Annotated in this window: 18 protein-coding genes; 12 read left to right on the plus strand and 6 right to left on the minus strand. The window is 74.3% G+C overall.

Annotated features, from left to right (window positions below; translation table 11 throughout):
• The first annotated feature begins 77 nt into the window (after positions 1–77).
• The 6 genes from QRT04_RS09460 to QRT04_RS09485 all read left to right on the plus strand — a co-directional run bounded on the left by QRT04_RS09460 (position 78) and on the right by QRT04_RS09485 (position 5,491).
• Positions 78–443 carry a hypothetical protein gene (locus tag QRT04_RS09460; protein ID WP_289454964.1) on the plus strand — a complete coding sequence of 122 codons (366 nt, stop codon included), beginning with the start codon at positions 78–80 and terminating at the stop codon, positions 441–443.
• A 220-nt stretch (positions 444–663) separates the two neighbouring features.
• The gene (locus QRT04_RS09465; protein ID WP_289454965.1) at positions 664–1,809 is read left to right on the plus strand and encodes a VIT1/CCC1 transporter family protein; all 1,146 of its coding nucleotides are present in this window, start codon (positions 664–666) and stop codon (positions 1,807–1,809) included.
• Between the two features lie 91 nt (positions 1,810–1,900).
• A complete protein-coding gene (locus tag QRT04_RS09470; protein WP_289454966.1) occupies positions 1,901–2,884 on the plus strand; it encodes a DUF389 domain-containing protein in 984 nt (327 codons plus the stop codon).
• Positions 2,885–2,960: 76 nt separating this feature from the next.
• Positions 2,961–3,833 (plus strand): class I SAM-dependent methyltransferase, encoded by an 873-nt coding sequence (locus tag QRT04_RS09475; RefSeq protein WP_289454967.1) that lies wholly within the window; start codon positions 2,961–2,963, stop codon positions 3,831–3,833.
• Between the two features lie 68 nt (positions 3,834–3,901).
• Positions 3,902–4,801 (plus strand): siderophore-interacting protein, encoded by a 900-nt coding sequence (locus tag QRT04_RS09480; protein WP_289454968.1) that lies wholly within the window; start codon positions 3,902–3,904, stop codon positions 4,799–4,801.
• A 111-nt stretch (positions 4,802–4,912) separates the two neighbouring features.
• The gene (locus QRT04_RS09485) at positions 4,913–5,491 is read left to right on the plus strand and encodes a hypothetical protein (protein WP_289454969.1); all 579 of its coding nucleotides are present in this window, start codon (positions 4,913–4,915) and stop codon (positions 5,489–5,491) included.
• Positions 5,492–5,501: 10 nt separating this feature from the next.
• Here the strand turns inward: QRT04_RS09485 and QRT04_RS09490 are convergent, their stop codons facing one another.
• Positions 5,502–6,122, minus strand: coding sequence for a hypothetical protein (locus tag QRT04_RS09490; RefSeq protein ID WP_289454970.1), 621 nt, complete (start codon positions 6,120–6,122; stop codon positions 5,502–5,504).
• Between the two features lie 150 nt (positions 6,123–6,272).
• On the minus strand, positions 6,273–7,865 hold the full coding sequence (locus QRT04_RS09495) for an AMP-binding protein (protein WP_289454971.1): 1,593 nt from the start codon (positions 7,863–7,865) through the stop codon (positions 6,273–6,275).
• Positions 7,866–8,001: 136 nt separating this feature from the next.
• Here QRT04_RS09495 and QRT04_RS09500 point away from each other — a divergent pair, with 136 nt between their 5' ends.
• The 3 genes from QRT04_RS09500 to QRT04_RS09510 all read left to right on the plus strand — a co-directional run bounded on the left by QRT04_RS09500 (position 8,002) and on the right by QRT04_RS09510 (position 10,841).
• The gene (locus QRT04_RS09500) at positions 8,002–8,190 is read left to right on the plus strand and encodes a hypothetical protein (protein WP_289454972.1); all 189 of its coding nucleotides are present in this window, start codon (positions 8,002–8,004) and stop codon (positions 8,188–8,190) included.
• 141 nt (positions 8,191–8,331) lie between these two features.
• Complete coding sequence (arfA, locus tag QRT04_RS09505; RefSeq protein WP_289454973.1) at positions 8,332–9,843, plus strand: arabinosylfuranosidase ArfA; 1,512 nt, start codon at positions 8,332–8,334, stop codon at positions 9,841–9,843.
• Positions 9,840–10,841, plus strand: a complete 1,002-nt coding sequence (locus tag QRT04_RS09510) for an alpha/beta hydrolase (RefSeq protein ID WP_289454974.1) — start codon at positions 9,840–9,842, stop codon at positions 10,839–10,841. Before arfA ends, QRT04_RS09510 begins: the two co-directional genes overlap by 4 nt.
• Before the next feature lie 246 nt (positions 10,842–11,087).
• Here QRT04_RS09510 and QRT04_RS09515 read toward each other — a convergent pair whose 3' ends face one another.
• Positions 11,088–11,480, minus strand: a complete 393-nt coding sequence (locus tag QRT04_RS09515; RefSeq protein WP_289454975.1) for a YunG family protein — start codon at positions 11,478–11,480, stop codon at positions 11,088–11,090.
• Positions 11,481–11,792: 312 nt separating this feature from the next.
• On the opposite strand from QRT04_RS09515, the gene QRT04_RS09520 reads away from it, so the two are divergent.
• Entirely contained in the window at positions 11,793–12,680 is an 888-nt protein-coding gene (locus QRT04_RS09520; RefSeq protein WP_289454976.1) for a DUF2510 domain-containing protein, read from the plus strand.
• Positions 12,681–12,732: 52 nt separating this feature from the next.
• Here the strand turns inward: QRT04_RS09520 and QRT04_RS09525 are convergent, their stop codons facing one another.
• The 3 genes from QRT04_RS09525 to QRT04_RS09535 form a co-directional block, all read right to left on the minus strand.
• Positions 12,733–13,185 (minus strand): hypothetical protein, encoded by a 453-nt coding sequence (locus QRT04_RS09525; RefSeq protein ID WP_289454977.1) that lies wholly within the window; start codon positions 13,183–13,185, stop codon positions 12,733–12,735.
• Positions 13,186–13,288: 103 nt separating this feature from the next.
• Positions 13,289–13,651, minus strand: a complete 363-nt coding sequence (locus tag QRT04_RS09530; RefSeq protein ID WP_289454978.1) for a hypothetical protein — start codon at positions 13,649–13,651, stop codon at positions 13,289–13,291.
• A gap of 39 nt (positions 13,652–13,690) precedes the next feature.
• On the minus strand, positions 13,691–15,664 hold the full coding sequence (locus QRT04_RS09535) for a right-handed parallel beta-helix repeat-containing protein (RefSeq protein ID WP_289454979.1): 1,974 nt from the start codon (positions 15,662–15,664) through the stop codon (positions 13,691–13,693).
• A 189-nt stretch (positions 15,665–15,853) separates the two neighbouring features.
• Here QRT04_RS09535 and QRT04_RS09540 point away from each other — a divergent pair, with 189 nt between their 5' ends.
• Positions 15,854–16,522, plus strand: coding sequence for a GNAT family N-acetyltransferase (locus QRT04_RS09540; RefSeq protein ID WP_289454980.1), 669 nt, complete (start codon positions 15,854–15,856; stop codon positions 16,520–16,522).
• A gap of 49 nt (positions 16,523–16,571) precedes the next feature.
• The gene (locus QRT04_RS09545; protein ID WP_289454981.1) at positions 16,572–16,946 is read left to right on the plus strand and encodes a VOC family protein; all 375 of its coding nucleotides are present in this window, start codon (positions 16,572–16,574) and stop codon (positions 16,944–16,946) included.
• Positions 16,947–17,038 lie beyond the last annotated feature (92 nt).

A 17,038-nucleotide genomic window follows, 5' to 3' on the forward strand; every position in this document is an offset into this window, starting at 1 on the left:
CGCCGCCACCGCCCGAGATGCGCCGACGCGCGGCCCGCGCGAGGGTCGAGACGAGACCCGATCGGAAGGAGCACCCCATGGCTGTGACCGCGTTCCAGGACCTGCCGCTCGCCGACCGCGACCGCGAGTGGGACGGTGCCGCCGCCGAGAAGCGCGTCCGCGCGTGGGCCAAGGCGCAGGACGAGCCGAACGAGAAGTACCGCGACGCGCACGTCTGGTACGACGCCGACGCGAAGGACAACTTCACCGCGTACAAGCTGCTGATCGCCGACGTCGTCGGCGGCCGGCTCGAGGCCGTTCCTCGTGGGGTGTTCGCCGCGGCCGCCGTGATGCAGGGCTCGCGCGGCGGCGTCGACCTGCCGGACAAGGACCGCGACCGCGTCCGCAGCCACCTCGCCAAGTACTACGCGAAGCTCGACGAGACGCCGCCCTGGGAGTCCTGAGCCGCCACGCGGACCGCGCGCCGGCGACCTCTGACCACGAACGACGCCTCGACCACGTGACTGCGCACTCACGGACTCGCGGCGTTGTTCGTGGTCGGTGCCGGTGGTCGCCGGTGGTCGCCCGGCGTCTCGCGGCACGGGCAGCGGCATCCCGCGATTCGGGAACCCGAAACCGGCCCGATGTCGCGTTCGTCCCGTTCGGGTTTGCCAGCATGGACGCGTGACGAGCACGCCGACCCCCGCGCAGATCCGCCGCTGGCGGCAGTACCTGGCCGACGAACGCGCCGAGGCCGCCGTCTACCGCGACCTCGCCGGCCGCCGGACGGGCGAGGAGCGCGCGATCCTGCTCGCGCTCGCGGACGCCGAGGGCCGGCACGAGCAGCACTGGCTCGACCTCCTCGGCGACCGCGTGGGCAAGCCGCGCCGTGGGGACGTCCGCACACGCGTGCTCGGCTGGCTGGCCCGGCGGTTCGGCTCGGTGTTCGTGCTCGCGCTCGCGCAGCGCGCCGAGGCGCGCTCGGAGTACGGCGAGGACGCCGACGCGACCCCGCAGATGGCCGCCGACGAGCGGATCCACGAGGAGGTCGTGCGCGGCCTCGCGACGCGCGGCCGGAACCGCATGTCGGGCACGTTCCGCGCGGCCGTGTTCGGCGCGAACGACGGGCTCGTCTCGAACCTCGCCCTCGTGCTCGGCATCGGCGCGAGCGGCGCGTCGGCCAAGCTCGTGCTGCTCACGGGCCTCGCGGGGCTGCTCGCGGGCGCGCTGTCGATGGGTGCCGGCGAGTACGTGTCGGTGCGCTCGCAGCGCGAGCTGCTCGAGGCGTCGCGTCCGAGCCCGGCGGCGCGGGCCGCGCTGCCGGACCTCGACGTCGACGCGAACGAGCTGGCGCTCGTCTACCGGGCGCGCGGCATGGCGGCCGACGAGGCGCAGGCGCGCGCCGACCGGGTCCTCGCGTCGCTGACCGCGATCGGCGCGGGCCGGGACCTGCCGTCGAGCGCGCTGTCCCTGCCGGTCGAGGCGGGCGGCCTGGCGGGGGTGCCGTCGTCGGTGGCCGAGCCGGACGAGGAGTCCGTCGACGAGCACGAGACGGTCGGGCAGGCCATGAACGTCGCGGTCGCGAGCTTCTGCTTCTTCGCCTCCGGTGCCCTCGTGCCGGTCGTCCCGTACCTGCTGGGCGCCACCGGAACCACCGCGATCCTCTGGTCCGCGGCCCTCGTGGGTGTCGCGCTGCTCGGCACCGGCGCGACGGTCGGCCTCCTGTCGGGCGCGTCCCCGGCGAAGCGCGCGCTGCGCCAGCTCGCCATCGGGTACGGCGCGGCGGCGGCGACCTACGTGCTCGGCCTCGCGTTCGGCGGCACGGTGTAGCGACACGGTCCAGCGGTCCGGACGCGCGGCGTCGGGCGGCCGCGCGGCGCGCTGCCCGCGGCGGCCGCCTCGCGCGCGACAGACTGACGCGGTGCTGCGCCTGCGGATGTCGGTCCCCGCCGACCTCAGCGACCAGGTGGTCGCCACCCTCGCGGACGACCCGTCGGTCAGCGCGCTCGCCCGCATGCGCGGAGCGTCGATCACCCCGGCGGGCGACGTCGTCACGGCGGACGTCGCGCGCGAGGGCACGAACGCCGTCGTCGAGCGGCTGCTCGCGCTCGACCTGCACCGCGTCGGGACGCTGCAGGTCGAGAACGTCGAGACGTGGATGTCGCGCGCCGGGCGCGACGCCGAGACGCGGACACCGGGCGCGTCCGCCGACGCGGTCGTGTGGCCCGAGGTCACGCTCCGCGCGTACTCCGACACCGAGCTGAACTGGACGTTCGTCAGCTTCATGTGCCTCGCGACGCTGATGGCGAGCATCGCGATCGTGGTCGACTCGCAGATCCTCGTGGTCGGCGCGATGGTGCTCGGCCCGGAGTTCGGCGCGGTCGCTGCGCTGGGGGTCGCGCTGGTGCGGCGCCGCGTGAACCTGCTGCGGCTGGCGGTGCGCGCGCTGGTGGTGGGCTTCGTCGTGGCGATCGCGTTCGCCTGCGTGGCGGCGCTGGTCGGCCGGGGACTCGGCTGGGTGACGCCCGCCGACGTCAGCGGTTCCCGGCCCGGCACGGCGTTCATCTACGAGCCCGACAAGTGGTCCGTGATCGTCGCCGTGGTGGCGGGGGCGGCCGGCGTGCTGTCGCTGACCTCGGCGCGGATGGGCGGGCTGACGGGCGTCTTCATCTCGGTCACGACCATCCCGGCCGCCGGCAACGTCGCGCTCGGTCTCGCGTTCGGCGCGTTCGCGGAGGTGCGCGGCAGCGCGCTGCAGCTCGTGGTGAACCTGACCGGCATGGCGGTGGCGGGGTGGGCGACGCTGCTGCTGCAGCAGACCGTGTGGCGGCGCGTCTCGGAGCGGCGCGCCCGGCTCATCGACCGCCATCCGCGGCTGCGCCGGGCCGTGATCCGCCGGCCCTGAACGAGCCCGGGCCGCCGTTCGCCGGTGGGCCAGGCCGTCGGGCCGATCCGCCGCCTCGCCGGTAGCGTGCGGGCGCGTGGCCGAGGACGAGTACCTGACGACGAACCGCGCCAACTGGGACAGCCGCGCGACCGTGCACGCGCGTGCGTACGGCCTCGACGCGCTCCTGGCGGACCCCGACCGCCTGTCCGACGTCGTCCGCTTCGACGTCCCGCGGCTCGGCGACGTCGCGGGCCTCGAGGTGGTGCACCTGCAGTGCCACATCGGCACCGACACCCTGAGCCTGGCCCGGCTCGGCGCTCGCGTCACGGGGGTCGACCTGTCGGGCGGGTCGCTCGCGGAGGCCCGCGACCTGGCGGAACGCGCCGGCGCGGCCATCGAGTACGTCCAGTCGGACGTCTACTCCGCGCCGCAGGCGCTCGACGGCCGCACGTTCGACCTCGTCTACACGGGGATCGGCGCGATCTGCTGGCTGCCGAGCATCCGACGCTGGGCGGAGACGGTCGCGACGCCGCTGCGGCCCGGTGGCCGGCTGTTCATCCGGGACGGCCACCCGGTGATGCTCTCCGCGCTCGCCGTCACCGTGGCGACCGACCACGACGAGCGCGCACAGCAGCCGTGGATCACGGGCCCGCGCGGCCTGACGCCGGCGCTCGAGCTGCCGTACTTCGAGCAGCCGGAGCCGCTCGTCTGGCACGACGAGCACAGCTACGCGGGCGTCGACAAGGTCGCGCAGCCGCGCTCGATGGAGTGGAACCACGGCCTCGCGGAGATCGTCACGGCCGTGCTCGACGCGGGCCTCGAGCTCACGTCGCTCGTCGAGCACGACAGCGCACCCTGGGACGCGCTCCCCGGGCTGATGGTCGAGGACCAGGCGACCGGCGAGTTCCGGCTCCGCGACCGCCCGGAGCGCATGCCGGCGACGTTCACCCTGACGGCCCGGCGCTGAGACGTCTGCCACGAATGAGGCACGCCTAACCTCACTCGTCTACTCTGGCGCCCGAGAGGGAGTCCGACATGACGTTCAGGTTGTTCGACGTGCAGGTGGCGCGCAGCGTCCGCCTGTGCCCGAGCGTGCTCCGCGTGACGTTCCGCGGCCCGGACCTCGACCGCTTCGCGGACAACGGCTTCGACCAGCGCATCAAGTTCGTGCTGCCGGTCGGCCAGGACGTCCCCGAGATCGACGTCACCGACTGGTACGCCGCCTGGCGCGCACTGCCCGACGACGTCCGCCCCGTGCTCCGCACGTACACCGCGCGCACCGTCCGCCAGGACCTGCGCGAGCTCGACGTCGACGTCGTGCTTCACGGCGACGGTGGCCCCGCGTCCCGGTGGGCGGCGACGGCCGCCGTCGGTGACCGGCTGCTGATCCTCGGCCCCGACGCGGCCCACCCAGCGCCGCACGGTGGCGTCGACTTCGTCCCGCCGGCGCACGCCGACCGCCTGCTGATCGCCGGTGACGAGACGGCGATGCCCGCGATCGCCGGCATCCTCGAGCGCCTGCCGCGCGACGCCCGCGGCGAGGCCCTGATCGAGATGCCGCACCCGGACGACCACCTGCCGATCGACGCGCCCGACGGCGTCGCGGTCCGCTGGCTCGCCCGTGACGGCCGCGCGCACGGCTCGGTGCTCGTCCCCGCGGTCCGCGAGGCGACGTCCCGCCTGCTGCCGCTCGCCGGCGTCGCGCGCGACGCGGACCTGGAGGACGTCGACGTCGAGCGCTCGCTCCTGTGGGAGGTGCCGGTCGACGCGCACAACCAGCCGCTGCGCGCGGACGCCGAGCTCTACGCGTGGCTCGCGGGCGAGGCGGGCGTCATCAAGACGCTGCGGCGCCACCTGGTGAAGGAGTGCGGCGTCGACCGCAAGGCCGTGGCGTTCATGGGCTACTGGCGCGAGGGGCGTCCGGAGCTGGTCTGACGCCGGTGTGGCCGCGGTTCCAGGAGAACCGCATCGTCGTTCACCGTATGCGCGTCGCGTCGTGGTGGTACACAACGACCACCCAAGCAGCGGCGGTACGACGGAGGCATCGTGGGGAACGTCCGCAGAGCCGGCGTGGTCGCCGTCGCACTGCCCGTGCTGCTCGCGTCGGCGTGCTCGTCGCGCCCCAGCGCCTCGGACCGGGCGGCCGACGTGCTGACCTCGACGTACCGACCGGCGGGGTGGGTGGCGATGATCGGCGCCGAGGACGGCGCCGACGACACGAACGCGCACGTGCGTGACGTCAACGGCGTGCCGGTGCTGTTCCGGGACCACGGCGACGGCCACCACGACGAGGTCGTGACGGTCCGATACGACCGGCACGTGCACGGCGACGCGTCCGCGGCGGACGTCCGCAGCCTCTGCGAAGGTGCCGGGACCTGGTTCGACTGGATCGACGCGGGCCTGTCGTCGGGCGCTGCCGACCCGCAGGAGATCGTGCGGGCATGCGTCGCGTTCGCCGAGAGCACCGGCGGCGAGGGCGGGATCCTGAGCACCGGGGCGCACGATGACGACACGGGCCAGGGGAAGTACACGTGGGGCGCGAGCACACGCCGCGGACCCGCCGGGGACACCGAGGTCTCCCTGTCCGTCACGTACGACCCGACCGGCGGCAGCCTCGGGGCGTGACGGCGTCCGGCTAGGCGTCGGCGCACGCCTTCTGCGCGAGGCGGGAGCCGTCGGTCGGCTGCGGCGGGCGGTACCCGCACTCCGCGATCCCGTCGCCGACGATCGTGTACGCCTCGATGGTGCCGTGCCACGTGCGCCCGTCGCACGTCACCGTGACGGGGACACTCACGGTCTGCGCCGTCCGGTAGGCGACGTACGTCTTGCTGCCCGGGTCCTCGATCGTCAGGCCGTCGTGCGGGTGACCCGTGTCGGGTGTGCTCAGCCAGAGGTGGGCGGCGGAGAGCTGCTCACTGAGCGTGTCCCCGCCGAGGAGGTCGTCCGCGCCGAGCGCGAGGTCGCTGCCGTCCCAGGTGACGTGCATCGGCGTCACGTCCGTGGTGTGCCCCGTCGTCGAGACGAGCCGGCCGTGGCGGTACGTGTCGACGTCGACGGCGATCATCGTGCGCGGGCCGAGCACGGCCTTGCCAGCCAGCCGGGCACTGCCGGCGTCCGGTGCGCACGTGCTCACCGTCGGCGACGGTGACTGCGACGGGGCCGGCTCGAGCGCGTCGGGGTGCGGCGTGGGGGCCGCGGTGCACCCGGCGAGGACCGACGCGACAGCGATGGCACCGGCGAGCATCAGGACGCGCATGTCGGCTCCTTCGTCCCGGTCGGGTGCGCGTCGCGAGCCTAACGACGGGGACGCGCGCTCGCGGTCGGTTCGAGAGCAGAGCCACGGGACGCGCGGGTGATCCGGTCGCGTCGGCCCGGCGCGCGGCGGGCGCGGGGTGGGTCACGCGCTCTAGGTCGCAGGTGCCTCGCGGGCCCGGAGCTCCTTGCGCAGGATCTTCCCCGACGCCGACTTCGGGATCGCCTCGACGAGCTCCACCCGGCGGACCTTCTTGTGCGGCGCCACCTGCCCCGCGACGAACGCCATGACGTCGTCCGCCGTCAGCGTGGCGCCGGGTGCCGCGACGACGAACGCCTTCGGGATCTCCTGCCGGTCCTCGTCGAGCACGCCGATGACCGCCGCGTCCACGATCTGCGGGTGCCCGAGCAGGACCGCCTCCAGCTCGGCCGGCGCGATCTGGTAGCCCTTGTACTTGATGAGCTCCTTGACGCGGTCGACGATCGCGAACCAGCCGCCCGCGTGGAGCACCGCGACGTCGCCGGTGTGCAGGAAGCCGTCGGAGTCGATCGTGCGCGCGGTCGCCTCCGAGTCGTCGAGGTAGCCGAGCATCACGTTCGGGCCTCGCACCAGGAGCTCTCCCGGCGCCGTCCGGCCGTCCGGGCCGAGCTCGGTGATCTCGTCGCCGGTCTCGGTGTCGACGAGCCGGCACTCGATGTTCGGCACCGCGATGCCGACCGAGCTGACAGGGATGTCGTGCCGTTCGCGCGGGATAGCGTGCGACACCGGGCTGAGCTCCGTCATGCCGTAGCCCTGCAGCATCCGGGCACCCACCCGGCGGCCGGCGAGCTCCGCGGTGTCGCCGTCGAGCGGCGCCGCGCCGGACAGGACCGTCTGCACGGACGAGAGGTCGTACTCGTCGACCAGCGGGTGCTTGGCGAGCGCGACGACGATCGGCGGCGCGACGAACAGGTACGTGCACCGGTGGTCCTGGACGACCCGCAGGAACTCCGTCAGATCGAACCGCGGCATCGTGACGAGGCTCGCGCGCTGCCGCAGCGCCAGGTTCAGCAGCACGGTCATGCCGTAGATGTGGAAGAACGGCAGCACCGCCAGCACGCGGTCCGCCGGCGTGAGCGTGATGACCGCGCGCGACTGCTCGACGTTGGCGACGAGGTTGCGGTGGCTCAGCATGACCGCCTTCGACACCCCCGTCGTGCCCGACGAGTAGGGCAGCACCGCGACGTGCGTGGCCGGGTCGAACACGACGTCGGGCGCGGCGCGACCCTCGAGGAGCAGCTCGCGCAGGTCGGGGTGGCCCTCGGCGCCGTCGAGGACGACGAGGCGGTCGTCGGTGATGCCCGCCGCGTCCGCCGCCGCGCGCGCGGCGGCCAGGAGCGGGGTCACGGTGACGAGCCACGAGGCCCGCGCGTCCCGGAGCTGCTGCTCGATCTCGCGGGCGGTGTACAGCGAGTTGATCGTCGTGACGGTGGCGCCCGCACGCAGCACGCCGTGGAACACCGTCGCGAACGCGGGGACGTTGGGGCACAGCAGGCCGACGGTCGTGCCGATCCCGACGTCGCGCGCCGCGAGCGCCCCGGCCAGCGCGAGCACCTGCCCGCGCAACGTGCGGTACGTCGTCTCGGCGCCGGTCGCCGGGTCGATCAGCGCGACGTCGTCCAGCTCGTCGTCCGTCAGCGACCCGAACAGGTAGTCGTAGACGCTGACCGCGGGGATGTCGACGTCGCCGAGCGGGCTGGTGAACACGCGAACCTCCCTTGGCTCTGCGCCGACGATGCACCGCGGGTGGGGCGTTGTCGACCGGTGCGGGCACCAGGTCCCTTGACCCGGCCCTCCCCCGGGTGAACGGTGTCCCCGGCGGTCGACGACGAGGAGAGACGCCATGACGAGCGGGAACGCGCGCGCCGGCGCCGGCGGCGGGGCGGTCTACGGCCTCGGCCTGATCGGCGGGGCGGTCTACTACTTCTGGGCTGCCGACACCTTCTGGGAGTTCGTCCTGGCGATCCCGAAGGCGATCGTCTGGCCGGCGATCGTCGTCTTCGAGCTGCTCAAGAGCTTCTACGGCAGCTGACCCGGACGGCGCGGCGGCGACCCGAGCCGTCGGGCCGCGCCGCGAGCGGCCCGTGCGCGGGGCACCCCTGCCGGCGCGTTAAGTTGCGTGCGTCGAATCGCAACTTCCACCCGTCCCCGAACCACCGAACGGCTTGATCACATGCACTCGGCAGTCCTCACGATCGACCCCGCGTTCGCCCTCGGTCCCGTCCGTCCGCGGCTCTTCGGCTCGTTCGTCGAGCACCTCGGCCGCTGCGTCTACTCGGGCATCCACGACCCCGGCCACCCCACCGCGGACGCCGACGGCTTCCGCGAGGACGTCATCGAGCTGACCCGCGAGCTGGGCGTCAGCACGGTGCGCTACCCGGGCGGCAACTTCGTGTCGGGGTACCGGTGGGAGGACGGCATCGGTCCCGTGGCCGACCGGCCGCGCCGCCTCGACCTGGCGTGGCACTCGACCGAGCCGAACTGGGTCGGCGTCGACGAGTACATGCGGTGGTGCCGCAAGGCGGGCGTCGAGCCGATGATGGCGGTCAACCTCGGCACCCGCGGCGTGCAGGACGCCCTCGACCTGCTCGAGTACTGCAACGTGCCGGGCGGTACGCACTTCTCCGACCTGCGCCGCGCGAACGGCGCCGAGGAGCCGTACCGCATCCGCCTGTGGTGCCTCGGCAACGAGATGGACGGCCCGTGGCAGACGGGCCACAAGACGCCGCAGGAGTACGGGCGTCTCGCGGCCGAGACGGCCCGCGCCATGCGGATGATCGACCCGGGCATCGAGCTCGTCGCGTGCGGGTCGTCGGGCCGCGGCATGGCGACGTTCGGCACGTGGGAGAACGTCGTGCTGACGGAGGCCTACGACCAGGTCGACCTCGTCTCGGCGCACGCCTACTACTGGGAGGAGGACGGCGACCTCACGTCGTTCCTCGCCTCGGCCGTCGACATGGACCGCTTCATCGAGGACGTCGTCGCGACGGCCGACGCGGTGCGCGCCGCCGGCAAGCACGAGAAGCGGATCAACATCTCGTTCGACGAGTGGAACGTCTGGTACATCCACCGCGCCGAGTCGCAGCCGCCGTCGGGCGACGACTGGCCGATCGCGCCGGTGCTGCTCGAGGACCGCTACAACGTGGCCGACGCCGTGGTCGTCGGCAACCTGCTGATCTCGCTGCTCCGGCACGCCGACCGCGTGCACGCGGCGTCGCTCGCGCAGCTCGTCAACGTGATCGCGCCGATCATGACGGAGCCGGGCGGGCGCGTCTGGAAGCAGACGATCTTCCATCCGTTCGCGCTCACGGCGCGGCACGCGGCGGGCCAGGTGCTGCGCGCGGCGATCGACTCGCCGACGGTCGAGACGGCCAAGTACGGAGAGGTCCCGGTGCTCGACGCCGTCGTCACGCACGACGCCGAGACCGGCGGGCTCGTCGTGCTCGCGGTCAACCGGTCGACGTCGGAGCCCACGGCGCTCGAGGTCGACCTGTCCCGGCTCGGCGACCTGGCGGTGACCGAGGCGCTGACGCTGGCGAACCCCGACCACACGTGGACCGCCACCGCCGACGACTCGACGTCGGTGCTGCCCGAGGCCAACGCGACCGCGACGATCACGGACGGCCGGCTCGGCATCGAGCTGCCGCCCGTCTCGTGGTCCGTCATCCGGCTGGCGCGCGCATGACCCCGGCGGCGCGCACGTTCGTGCCCGAGCTCGAGGCTCGCCGGCACCTCCTCGAGGGCTACGCGAACTTCCGCGAGATGCCCGACGAGGTGAACGCGCAGTGGAAGGCGCCGTTGGGTCCCGCGGAGGAGTGGGACCTCGACATCACCGAGGTGGCGATCCCCGGCCCGCACGGCGACGTGCCCGTCCGGGTCTACACGCCGCGCACGCCCGCGCCGAGCGGTGGCCGGCCGTGCCTCGTGTGGATGCACGGCGGCGCGTTCGCGTGGGGCGACCTCGACATGCCGGAGGCGCACGAGGTCGCGCGCGGCGTCGCGGGCCGGGCCGACGCCGTGGTCGTCTCGGTCGACTACCACCTGTGCCCCGTCCCGGCGGAGCTGGGCGGCACGGTCGGCGACCGGGTCGACGAGCGGGGTCTGCCGGTGCGCTACCCCGTGCCGCAGGACGACTGCGCGGCCGTCCTCGACGCGGTGCGCGCCGAGCCCGAGCGGTTCGGCGTCGATCCCGCGCGGGTCGCGATCGGCGGCGCGAGCGCGGGGGCGGCGCTCGCCGCGGGCGTGGCCTGGCGCCGCGGGTCCGAGGGGCGCGCGCCGTGGCAGGCGCTGCTCGTGTACGCGCTGCTGCACCCGCGGGTGCCGGCGCCGGACGCCGAGCTGGCAGAGGCGCTCGCGGCGGCCCCGCCCGCGCTGGCCTTCCCGCCGGAGATGTCGGGCGCCGTCGACCGGAACATGCTCGGCGGCGGTCCCGAGACGGCGACGCCGTACGCGTACGCCGGGCTGGCCGACGACCTGTCGGTGTTCCCGCCGACGTACGTCGAGAACGGCGAGTTCGACGGCTTCCGCGCGAGCGGCGACCTGTTCGCCGAGCAGCTGCGGGCGGCGGGCGTCGAGGTGGACGTGGTGACGCGGGCGGGCGTGCCGCACGGGCACCTCGACCTCGTGGGCTTCGCGCCCGCGGCCGCGACGCTCGACGCGCTCGCGGCGCGACTGCGCCGGTAGACCGCCGCGGGGCCGGTCCTCGTGCCGTGAGCGTTCGGCCCGCTGTGCGTCTACCCCTCTGGCAGGCCCTGTCCGGGCGCTGCACGTCCGGGGCCCTCGCCGATGGTGCTCGACCCGGTGCCGACCGGGTATCGGACGCCCGTCAGCCCCTCGGACAGGTCCCAGAGCCGTCGCTGGTCCGCGGCGTCGTGCGCGCGGGATCGCCTCGACGCGCACGGGTGCCCGGTCCACGGGCCTGCCGGCGGGTCAGGCGCTCGGCTCCGCGGCCAGCGACGCGAGCACCCGCCCGCGCAGCAGCTCGTACTGCTCGCGGTGGTACCGCGGGGCGTCGGGCGGCCGCACGACCACCTCGCCACCGACCACGACCTCGTCCGGCCGGAACTGGTCGCCCGTGAGGTCGACGTCGGACCCGTCGGGCAGGCGGTTCCAGTAGTGGTGGCCGACCTTGACGCCGTCCACGTGCACCGCGGCGAGGACGAGATCGCCGCCGAGGACGTCCTGCACGACGAGCGCCGTCATGCCGCACTGGTCCCGGGACGGGTTGTCCGGCGTCCACTCGGCGCTCGCGTTCGGGTAGCACGTGTCGGGCCCCCAGGCGGCGAGGAAGTGGCGGCGGAGCTCGTCGGCGGTGATCGGCATGCCCGGAGGGTGCCAGCCGCCACCCACATCCGCCGCGCGTGTGTCGCATGCGCCTGCCATCACCCGACCTCGAACCGGGGGGCCGCGCGTCGCGTGCGTGGTCGGCATCCCGCGAACCCCGCGACGGGTGTCCCGGACGTCTGGGCTCGGGTCGTCACCCGTCCGGCAGAGCAGCCGTTCACCTGATCGCCCGGTGGAACGGCGGAGGCGCCGGGCAGCTGGCGTGGGCGCTCATGCCGAGGAGCCTTCGTGACGAGGAAGAGGCGGGGGCATGCCGCTCGGCGTGCGCGTCCACCGCGAAAGGACGACGACATGGCCGCACCGGCCGGTTGGTACCCGGACCCGCAGGGTCCGGGGAGCGTGCGCTACTGGGACGGGACCGGGTGGACGCAGCACGTCCAGCCCGTGCCGGCGGCGCCGCAACCGCAGCCCGCGCCCGTCGGCGCCGGCGGGTGGGTGCCCCAGCCGCCGACGACGTCCCCGCAGCCCGGGACCGCCTACCCGCAGCCGGACGCGTCCTACGGGCAGGCGGGTGGCTGGTCGTTCGGCGGCCCGCACACCGGGGTTCCGCGACCCCACACGCCGGACCTCGCCGAGCAGCTCGGCCAGGTCCTGGGTCAGGTGCGCCAGTACGCCGGGACGGACGAGGGCCGCGCGACCGGGACGGCCGCCGTCGGCGGCGCACTCGTCGCCGACGGTGTCATCGGTATCGGCCGGAACCGTCAGGGGATCGGGGGTGCGCTGAGCGGCATGGTCTTCGGCGCGCTGTTCGTGCTGATCTCGATGGTCGTCATCCGACCGATCGCGCTCGAGCCGGGGTCCACGCACCCCGGCGAGGCCTCCATCCAGGGGACCGTCGTCGACCAGCACTCGCACGTCGGCGACGACGGCCGCATGTGCTCCCCCGAGGCGCAGTTCGTGGTGGGCGGGCAGGTGTACTCGGCGGGCAGCAACGGCAGCTCGAGCACCTGCCCGGCGGTCGGGACGCACGTGAAGGTGATCTACAACCTCGCGAACCCCGCCGATGCGCGCATCGCGCCCGAGAAGATGCTCCAGATGATCTTCTGGGTGTTCGCGGGCGCGGGCGGGCTCGTGTTCGTCCTGTCGCTGTGGACGTTCATCGTGCGCGCGGGCGAGATCAGCGTCGGCGGCTTTCTCCTGTTCAAGGGCCTCCGGGCGAGGCGCGCGGCGCGCGGCTGACGACGCCCGCCGGACGCTGCGCGCGCCGCCGCGGGCGCGTCAGCCGCAGGTGTCAGCCGCAGTAGTCGCAGACCCCCGTCGCGGGCAGCGCCGTCGAGCACGTGGGGCAGATGGCTGCCTCGCGCTCGGGTGCGGCCGCGCGCCGGGTGGGCGCCGCCGTCTGGCGGGGAGCACGCGGCGCTCGCGGGGCCCGGGGGGTGCGAGCCGGCGCGGCGACCGCCACGCCCGCGGGCTCGTTCACCTCGAAGCCGCGCCGGCGCAGCAGGGCGGCGAGCGCGGCCGGTCCGTCGCCGAACTCGTCGGCCGTCGCGAGCCGTCCGGTCGCGTACCGGTGCGCGACGCCGAGCACCGCGAGCGAGTCGTACTCGCGGCCCTCGTGGACCAGCGGGTAGGCGGTCGAGGCGGCGAACCCGTACACGCCGCGGAAGTCGTCGGCGCCGCGGGCGTCGTACTCCGCGATCGCCTGGAGGAGGTGCTGACGAGTCACCGCAGAGAACGTGGCCACGTCTCGACCCTACGTCCCGCGGAGCCCGTGGGGACCCGCCGAGGTCCCGCCGGGGCGCCGGCGGGAGGTCGGGTTCGTCACGTCCCGCTCCGGTGCCTCCCGGTCAGTCCCGAGGCGTGACACCGTGCCGGACCAGCACGCGGTCGATGAACGCGCGCAGCTCGGGCAGCGCGGCCGCGTCGTCGTAGGGGACCTTGACGCTGCCCTTGCCGAACGCCGCGCGGGGCAGGATCTCGCGCATCTCGTCGACCAGGTCGAAGTCGATGGCGTGCACCGTGCCGTGCGCCTTCGCCGCCGTCACCAGCACGTACCCGTCCTGGTACGTGCGGCCCAGCTTGACCATCGGACGCGACCGGAACAGCACGGCGTCGATGCCCGAGCGCCGCTCGGCGTACGCGACGAGCCCGGCGACCCAGCTGCGCGCAGGGTCGTCGAGCGTGTCCAGGTAGTCCTGCGGCGTCTCCATCCGCCCACTGTGCCCGCGGGGCCGTGCCGGTGCCCGGGGTCAGCCCACCCGGTGCCGCGTCGTCCCGCTCGCCAGCCCGGCCAGCGGACCGGCCGGGTAGGTCGCGTCGGCGTCCTTGGTCGTCCCCACGAGGTCCGTCGTCGCGACGAGCGGCGTGCCGTCGAGCTCCTCGAACTCCGCGCCGACGAACCGCACCGGCGGCAGGTCGAGGCCACCCACGGGTGCGAGCCGCACCGCGTCGAAGCCGTCCGGCAGCGTGACCTCGAGCCGCCGCCCGTCGCCGTCGCCGTCCACGACGACCTCGACCGACGCCGGACCCTCGAGCACCGTGGCCCGCGCCTCGCCCTCGAACGGTGCGGCACCGCCCGCGTATACGTTGTCGTGCAGGTAGACGGCCTGCGCGACGCCCGCGAACCGCGCGTGGTCGCCCGCGGGGGCCGCCTCGAGGCGGGCGCGGTACTCGTCCCACGACGCCGGGCGACCCGCGTAGCCCGCGGTGCCGTGACCGAACGTCGCCGGCTCGTGGCCCGGCGCGTAGGGCAGCCGGTCGCCGCCGACGAAGACGTTGCCGACCCAGCGGTCGTCGCCGCCCGGGATGTTCGCGTACCCCGCGACCTGCGTCGAGTGGGGCACGTGGTACGGCGTCGCGCGGTCGAGCACGGGCTCGAGCCGCACCGTGCCCGCCACGAGGTTGTGCAGGTACGCGCCGCCCTGGCTGAAGATCTCGATCGCGACCGGCGACGCGAGCACGTTGTGGTCGACGACGTACGGGCCGTGCGAGACCTCGACGAACAGGTCGCGGCTGTTGCCGTGCAGCAGGTTGCGCGTCACGCGCGTGCCCTGCGTCTGCCAGTCGAGCCAGATGCCCAGCGAGCAGCCGTGGATGTCGTTGCCGGCGATCGTCACGTCGACCGCGGCGTGCAGCTTGATGCCCGCGATCTCGTGGCCGTAGAACTCGCGCCGCGTCGCGATGTCGTGGACGTGGTTGTCCTCGATGGTCGAGAACACGCAGCCGAGGTGGCCGACGACGCCCGTCTGGCCGCAGTGGTGGATGTGGTTGCGGCGCACGACGTGGGAGCCGACGTGCTCGCGGTCCCAGCCGATCTGCTCGGCCGCGAAGACGGACTCGAGCTGGTACTGGTAGCCGGGCTTGTCGCCGCGGACGGCCGACCAGTTGTCGCCCGTCGAGGCCTCCTTGCCGAGCGAGACGCCCGAGCACTTCGAGTCGTGGATCTCGTTGTCCTCGATGATCCAGCCCTTGGCCCAGTTCGGGCCGATCAGGCCGGGCTGGTCGGCCGTCGGGGGCGCCCACGGCGTCGCGGCCTGTGCCAGCTCGAAGCCGCGGACGGTGATCCAGTCGCAGTGGTGCAGCTCGGGGGAGAAGACCGAGCGGCGCACGTTGATCTCGACGAGCGCCTCGTTCGGGTCGGAGTCCTGGAAGTTCGCGCGGATCGTCGTCGCGGCCTCCCCCACCGACGCGTGCCAGACGTAGCGCGTGGCATCGGGGTCCGGGTGCGCGACGGTCGTGCCGGTCCAGTCGTCGACGAGCTCCGTGCGGCGGGGCGGGTCGGTGACCTCGTCGGGCGTCGTGACCTCGTCGAGCGAGCGGCCGTCGAGGTAGACGTCGCCCAGGTGCTTGACGGGCTCTCCGCGGCCGGGGCGCACCACCCAGTCGCCCCAGATCGGCTGCGCGAACGGGTTGACGTCGCCGAACAGCGCGTTCGGCACCGCGACCTCCCACACGCCCCCGTCGACGTGGGTCCAGCCGGTGACGCGCTCCGAGCCCTTGATCACCACGTGCTCGCCCGGCGCCGCGCGGTACGTGATGCGCCGTGCGTCGCTGAGGCCGCCGCGCCGCGGCCGCACCCACTCGCGGTACTCGCCGGCGTGGACCGTCACCGTGTCGCCCGGCTGCGCGAGCTGCGCGCCGCGGTCGATGGTGCGCAGCGGTGCGTCCGCGGTGCCCGCGGCCTGGTCCGAGCCGGTGACGGCGACGTGGTACTCGGTGGGCATGGCGGCTCCTCCGTCGTTGGTGGGTGCGACGCCGAGCCTCGCACGGATCGCACGCCGCGGCGTGCACCGCGGCGGGCCGCGTGCCGTCGTCGGGCCCGCGACCTGGGCGAACGTGTCGAGCCCTAGGTCCCAGGCGCGCGGGGCTCGGGCCTGGGAGCGTCGCATCGCCGCCGCTGCGAGGGAGAGCCGATGCCGACCGCGCCCACCGTGACGCCCGCCCGACGATCGGACGTCGGCGAGCTCGCCGCGCTGCTGGCCGAGGCGTTCCTCGACGACCCGCCGATGCGCGCGCTCGTGGGCGCCCGTGACGACCTGCGGGAGCGCGCCGAGTCGCTGTACCGCGGGATGCTCCTCGCGGCGCCGTTGCGCGACGGGACGATCGACGTCGCGCGGACGGACGACGGGCCGGTCGGCGCGGCGATCTGGTACGCGCCCGGCCGGGGCGGCCCGTCGGTGCTGCGCCAGCTGCCGCAGCTCCGCTGGTACCTGCGCGCGTTCGGCGCGGGCCGGATCCGCTACGCGGCGCGTGTCACCACCGACGTCGCCGCGTACCACCCGCACGTGCCGCACTGGTACCTGCAGGCGATCGGTGTCCTGCCGACGGCGCGCGGGGCCGGCGTGGGGTCCGCGCTGCTCGCGCACCGCCTCGCGACCGTCGACGCCGCGCGGCAGGCGGCGTACCTGGAGTCGTCGACCGCGCGCACCGGCGCGCTGTACCGGCGCCACGGCTTCGGGACGCTGCGGCCGATCACGGTGTGGCCGGGTGCGTCGCCGTACGCGATGTGGCGGCCGGCGCGCGAGCCGTCGCCGGTGGTCGTCCGGGATCTGCCGCCCGAAGGGGCTCCCCACCAGGGCTGACGGCGAGGACGATGTGAGCGTCCGCCACCCGTCCGGAACGGAGCGAGCCGTGCGCCTGGTCCAGATCGCCCAGCACGCCGACGACCTCGAACGCGCCGCAGCGTTCTACGAGCAGCTGACGGGAGCGACGCCGCGCGGGATGTTCGACCCGCCCGGGCTGCTGTTCTTCGACCTCGACGGCGTGCGGCTGCTGCTCGAGCGTGGCGCCCCCCCGTCGGTCCTCTACCTCGCGGTCGCCGACATCGACGCGGCCGTCGAGCGCGTCCGGGGGCTGGGCGTGCCCGTGGAGAGCGAGCCGCACGTGATCTTCGAGCACTTGGACACGCGACTCGGGCCGGCCGGGACGGCCGAGTGGCAGGCGTTCTTCCGGGACAGCGAGGGCAACCTGGTCGGGCTCGTCGAGCAGCGCCCGATCGAGGGGTGACGCCGCTGGCCCGGCGACCTGTTCGCCGTGGGCGTACGTGATGCCGGTGCAGTTCAGCGCCCGATTTGGTACATTTGTTCGATACCAAGGAA

This window comes from Cellulomonas alba, from assembly GCF_030362835.1.
In the GTDB taxonomy this organism is placed as follows: Bacteria; Actinomycetota; Actinomycetes; order Actinomycetales; family Cellulomonadaceae; genus Cellulomonas; species Cellulomonas alba.

Excerpts from the sequence above, each read along its gene's own strand:
- QRT04_RS09510 (WP_289454974.1), top strand. The coding sequence starts at position 9,840 with ATGACCCCGGCGGCGCGCACGTTCGTGCCCGAGCTCGAGGCTCGCCGG.
- QRT04_RS09480 (WP_289454968.1), top strand. The coding sequence starts at position 3,902 with ATGACGTTCAGGTTGTTCGACGTGCAGGTGGCGCGCAGCGTCCGCCTG.
- QRT04_RS09515 (WP_289454975.1), bottom strand. The coding sequence starts at position 11,480 with ATGCCGATCACCGCCGACGAGCTCCGCCGCCACTTCCTCGCCGCCTGG.
- QRT04_RS09460 (WP_289454964.1), top strand. The coding sequence starts at position 78 with ATGGCTGTGACCGCGTTCCAGGACCTGCCGCTCGCCGACCGCGACCGC.
- QRT04_RS09520 (WP_289454976.1), top strand. The coding sequence starts at position 11,793 with ATGGCCGCACCGGCCGGTTGGTACCCGGACCCGCAGGGTCCGGGGAGC.
- QRT04_RS09500 (WP_289454972.1), top strand. The coding sequence starts at position 8,002 with ATGACGAGCGGGAACGCGCGCGCCGGCGCCGGCGGCGGGGCGGTCTAC.
- QRT04_RS09490 (WP_289454970.1), bottom strand. The coding sequence starts at position 6,122 with ATGCGCGTCCTGATGCTCGCCGGTGCCATCGCTGTCGCGTCGGTCCTC.
- arfA (WP_289454973.1), top strand. The coding sequence starts at position 8,332 with ATGCACTCGGCAGTCCTCACGATCGACCCCGCGTTCGCCCTCGGTCCC.
- QRT04_RS09530 (WP_289454978.1), bottom strand. The coding sequence starts at position 13,651 with ATGGAGACGCCGCAGGACTACCTGGACACGCTCGACGACCCTGCGCGC.
- QRT04_RS09540 (WP_289454980.1), top strand. The coding sequence starts at position 15,854 with ATGCCGACCGCGCCCACCGTGACGCCCGCCCGACGATCGGACGTCGGC.
- QRT04_RS09535 (WP_289454979.1), bottom strand. The coding sequence starts at position 15,664 with ATGCCCACCGAGTACCACGTCGCCGTCACCGGCTCGGACCAGGCCGCG.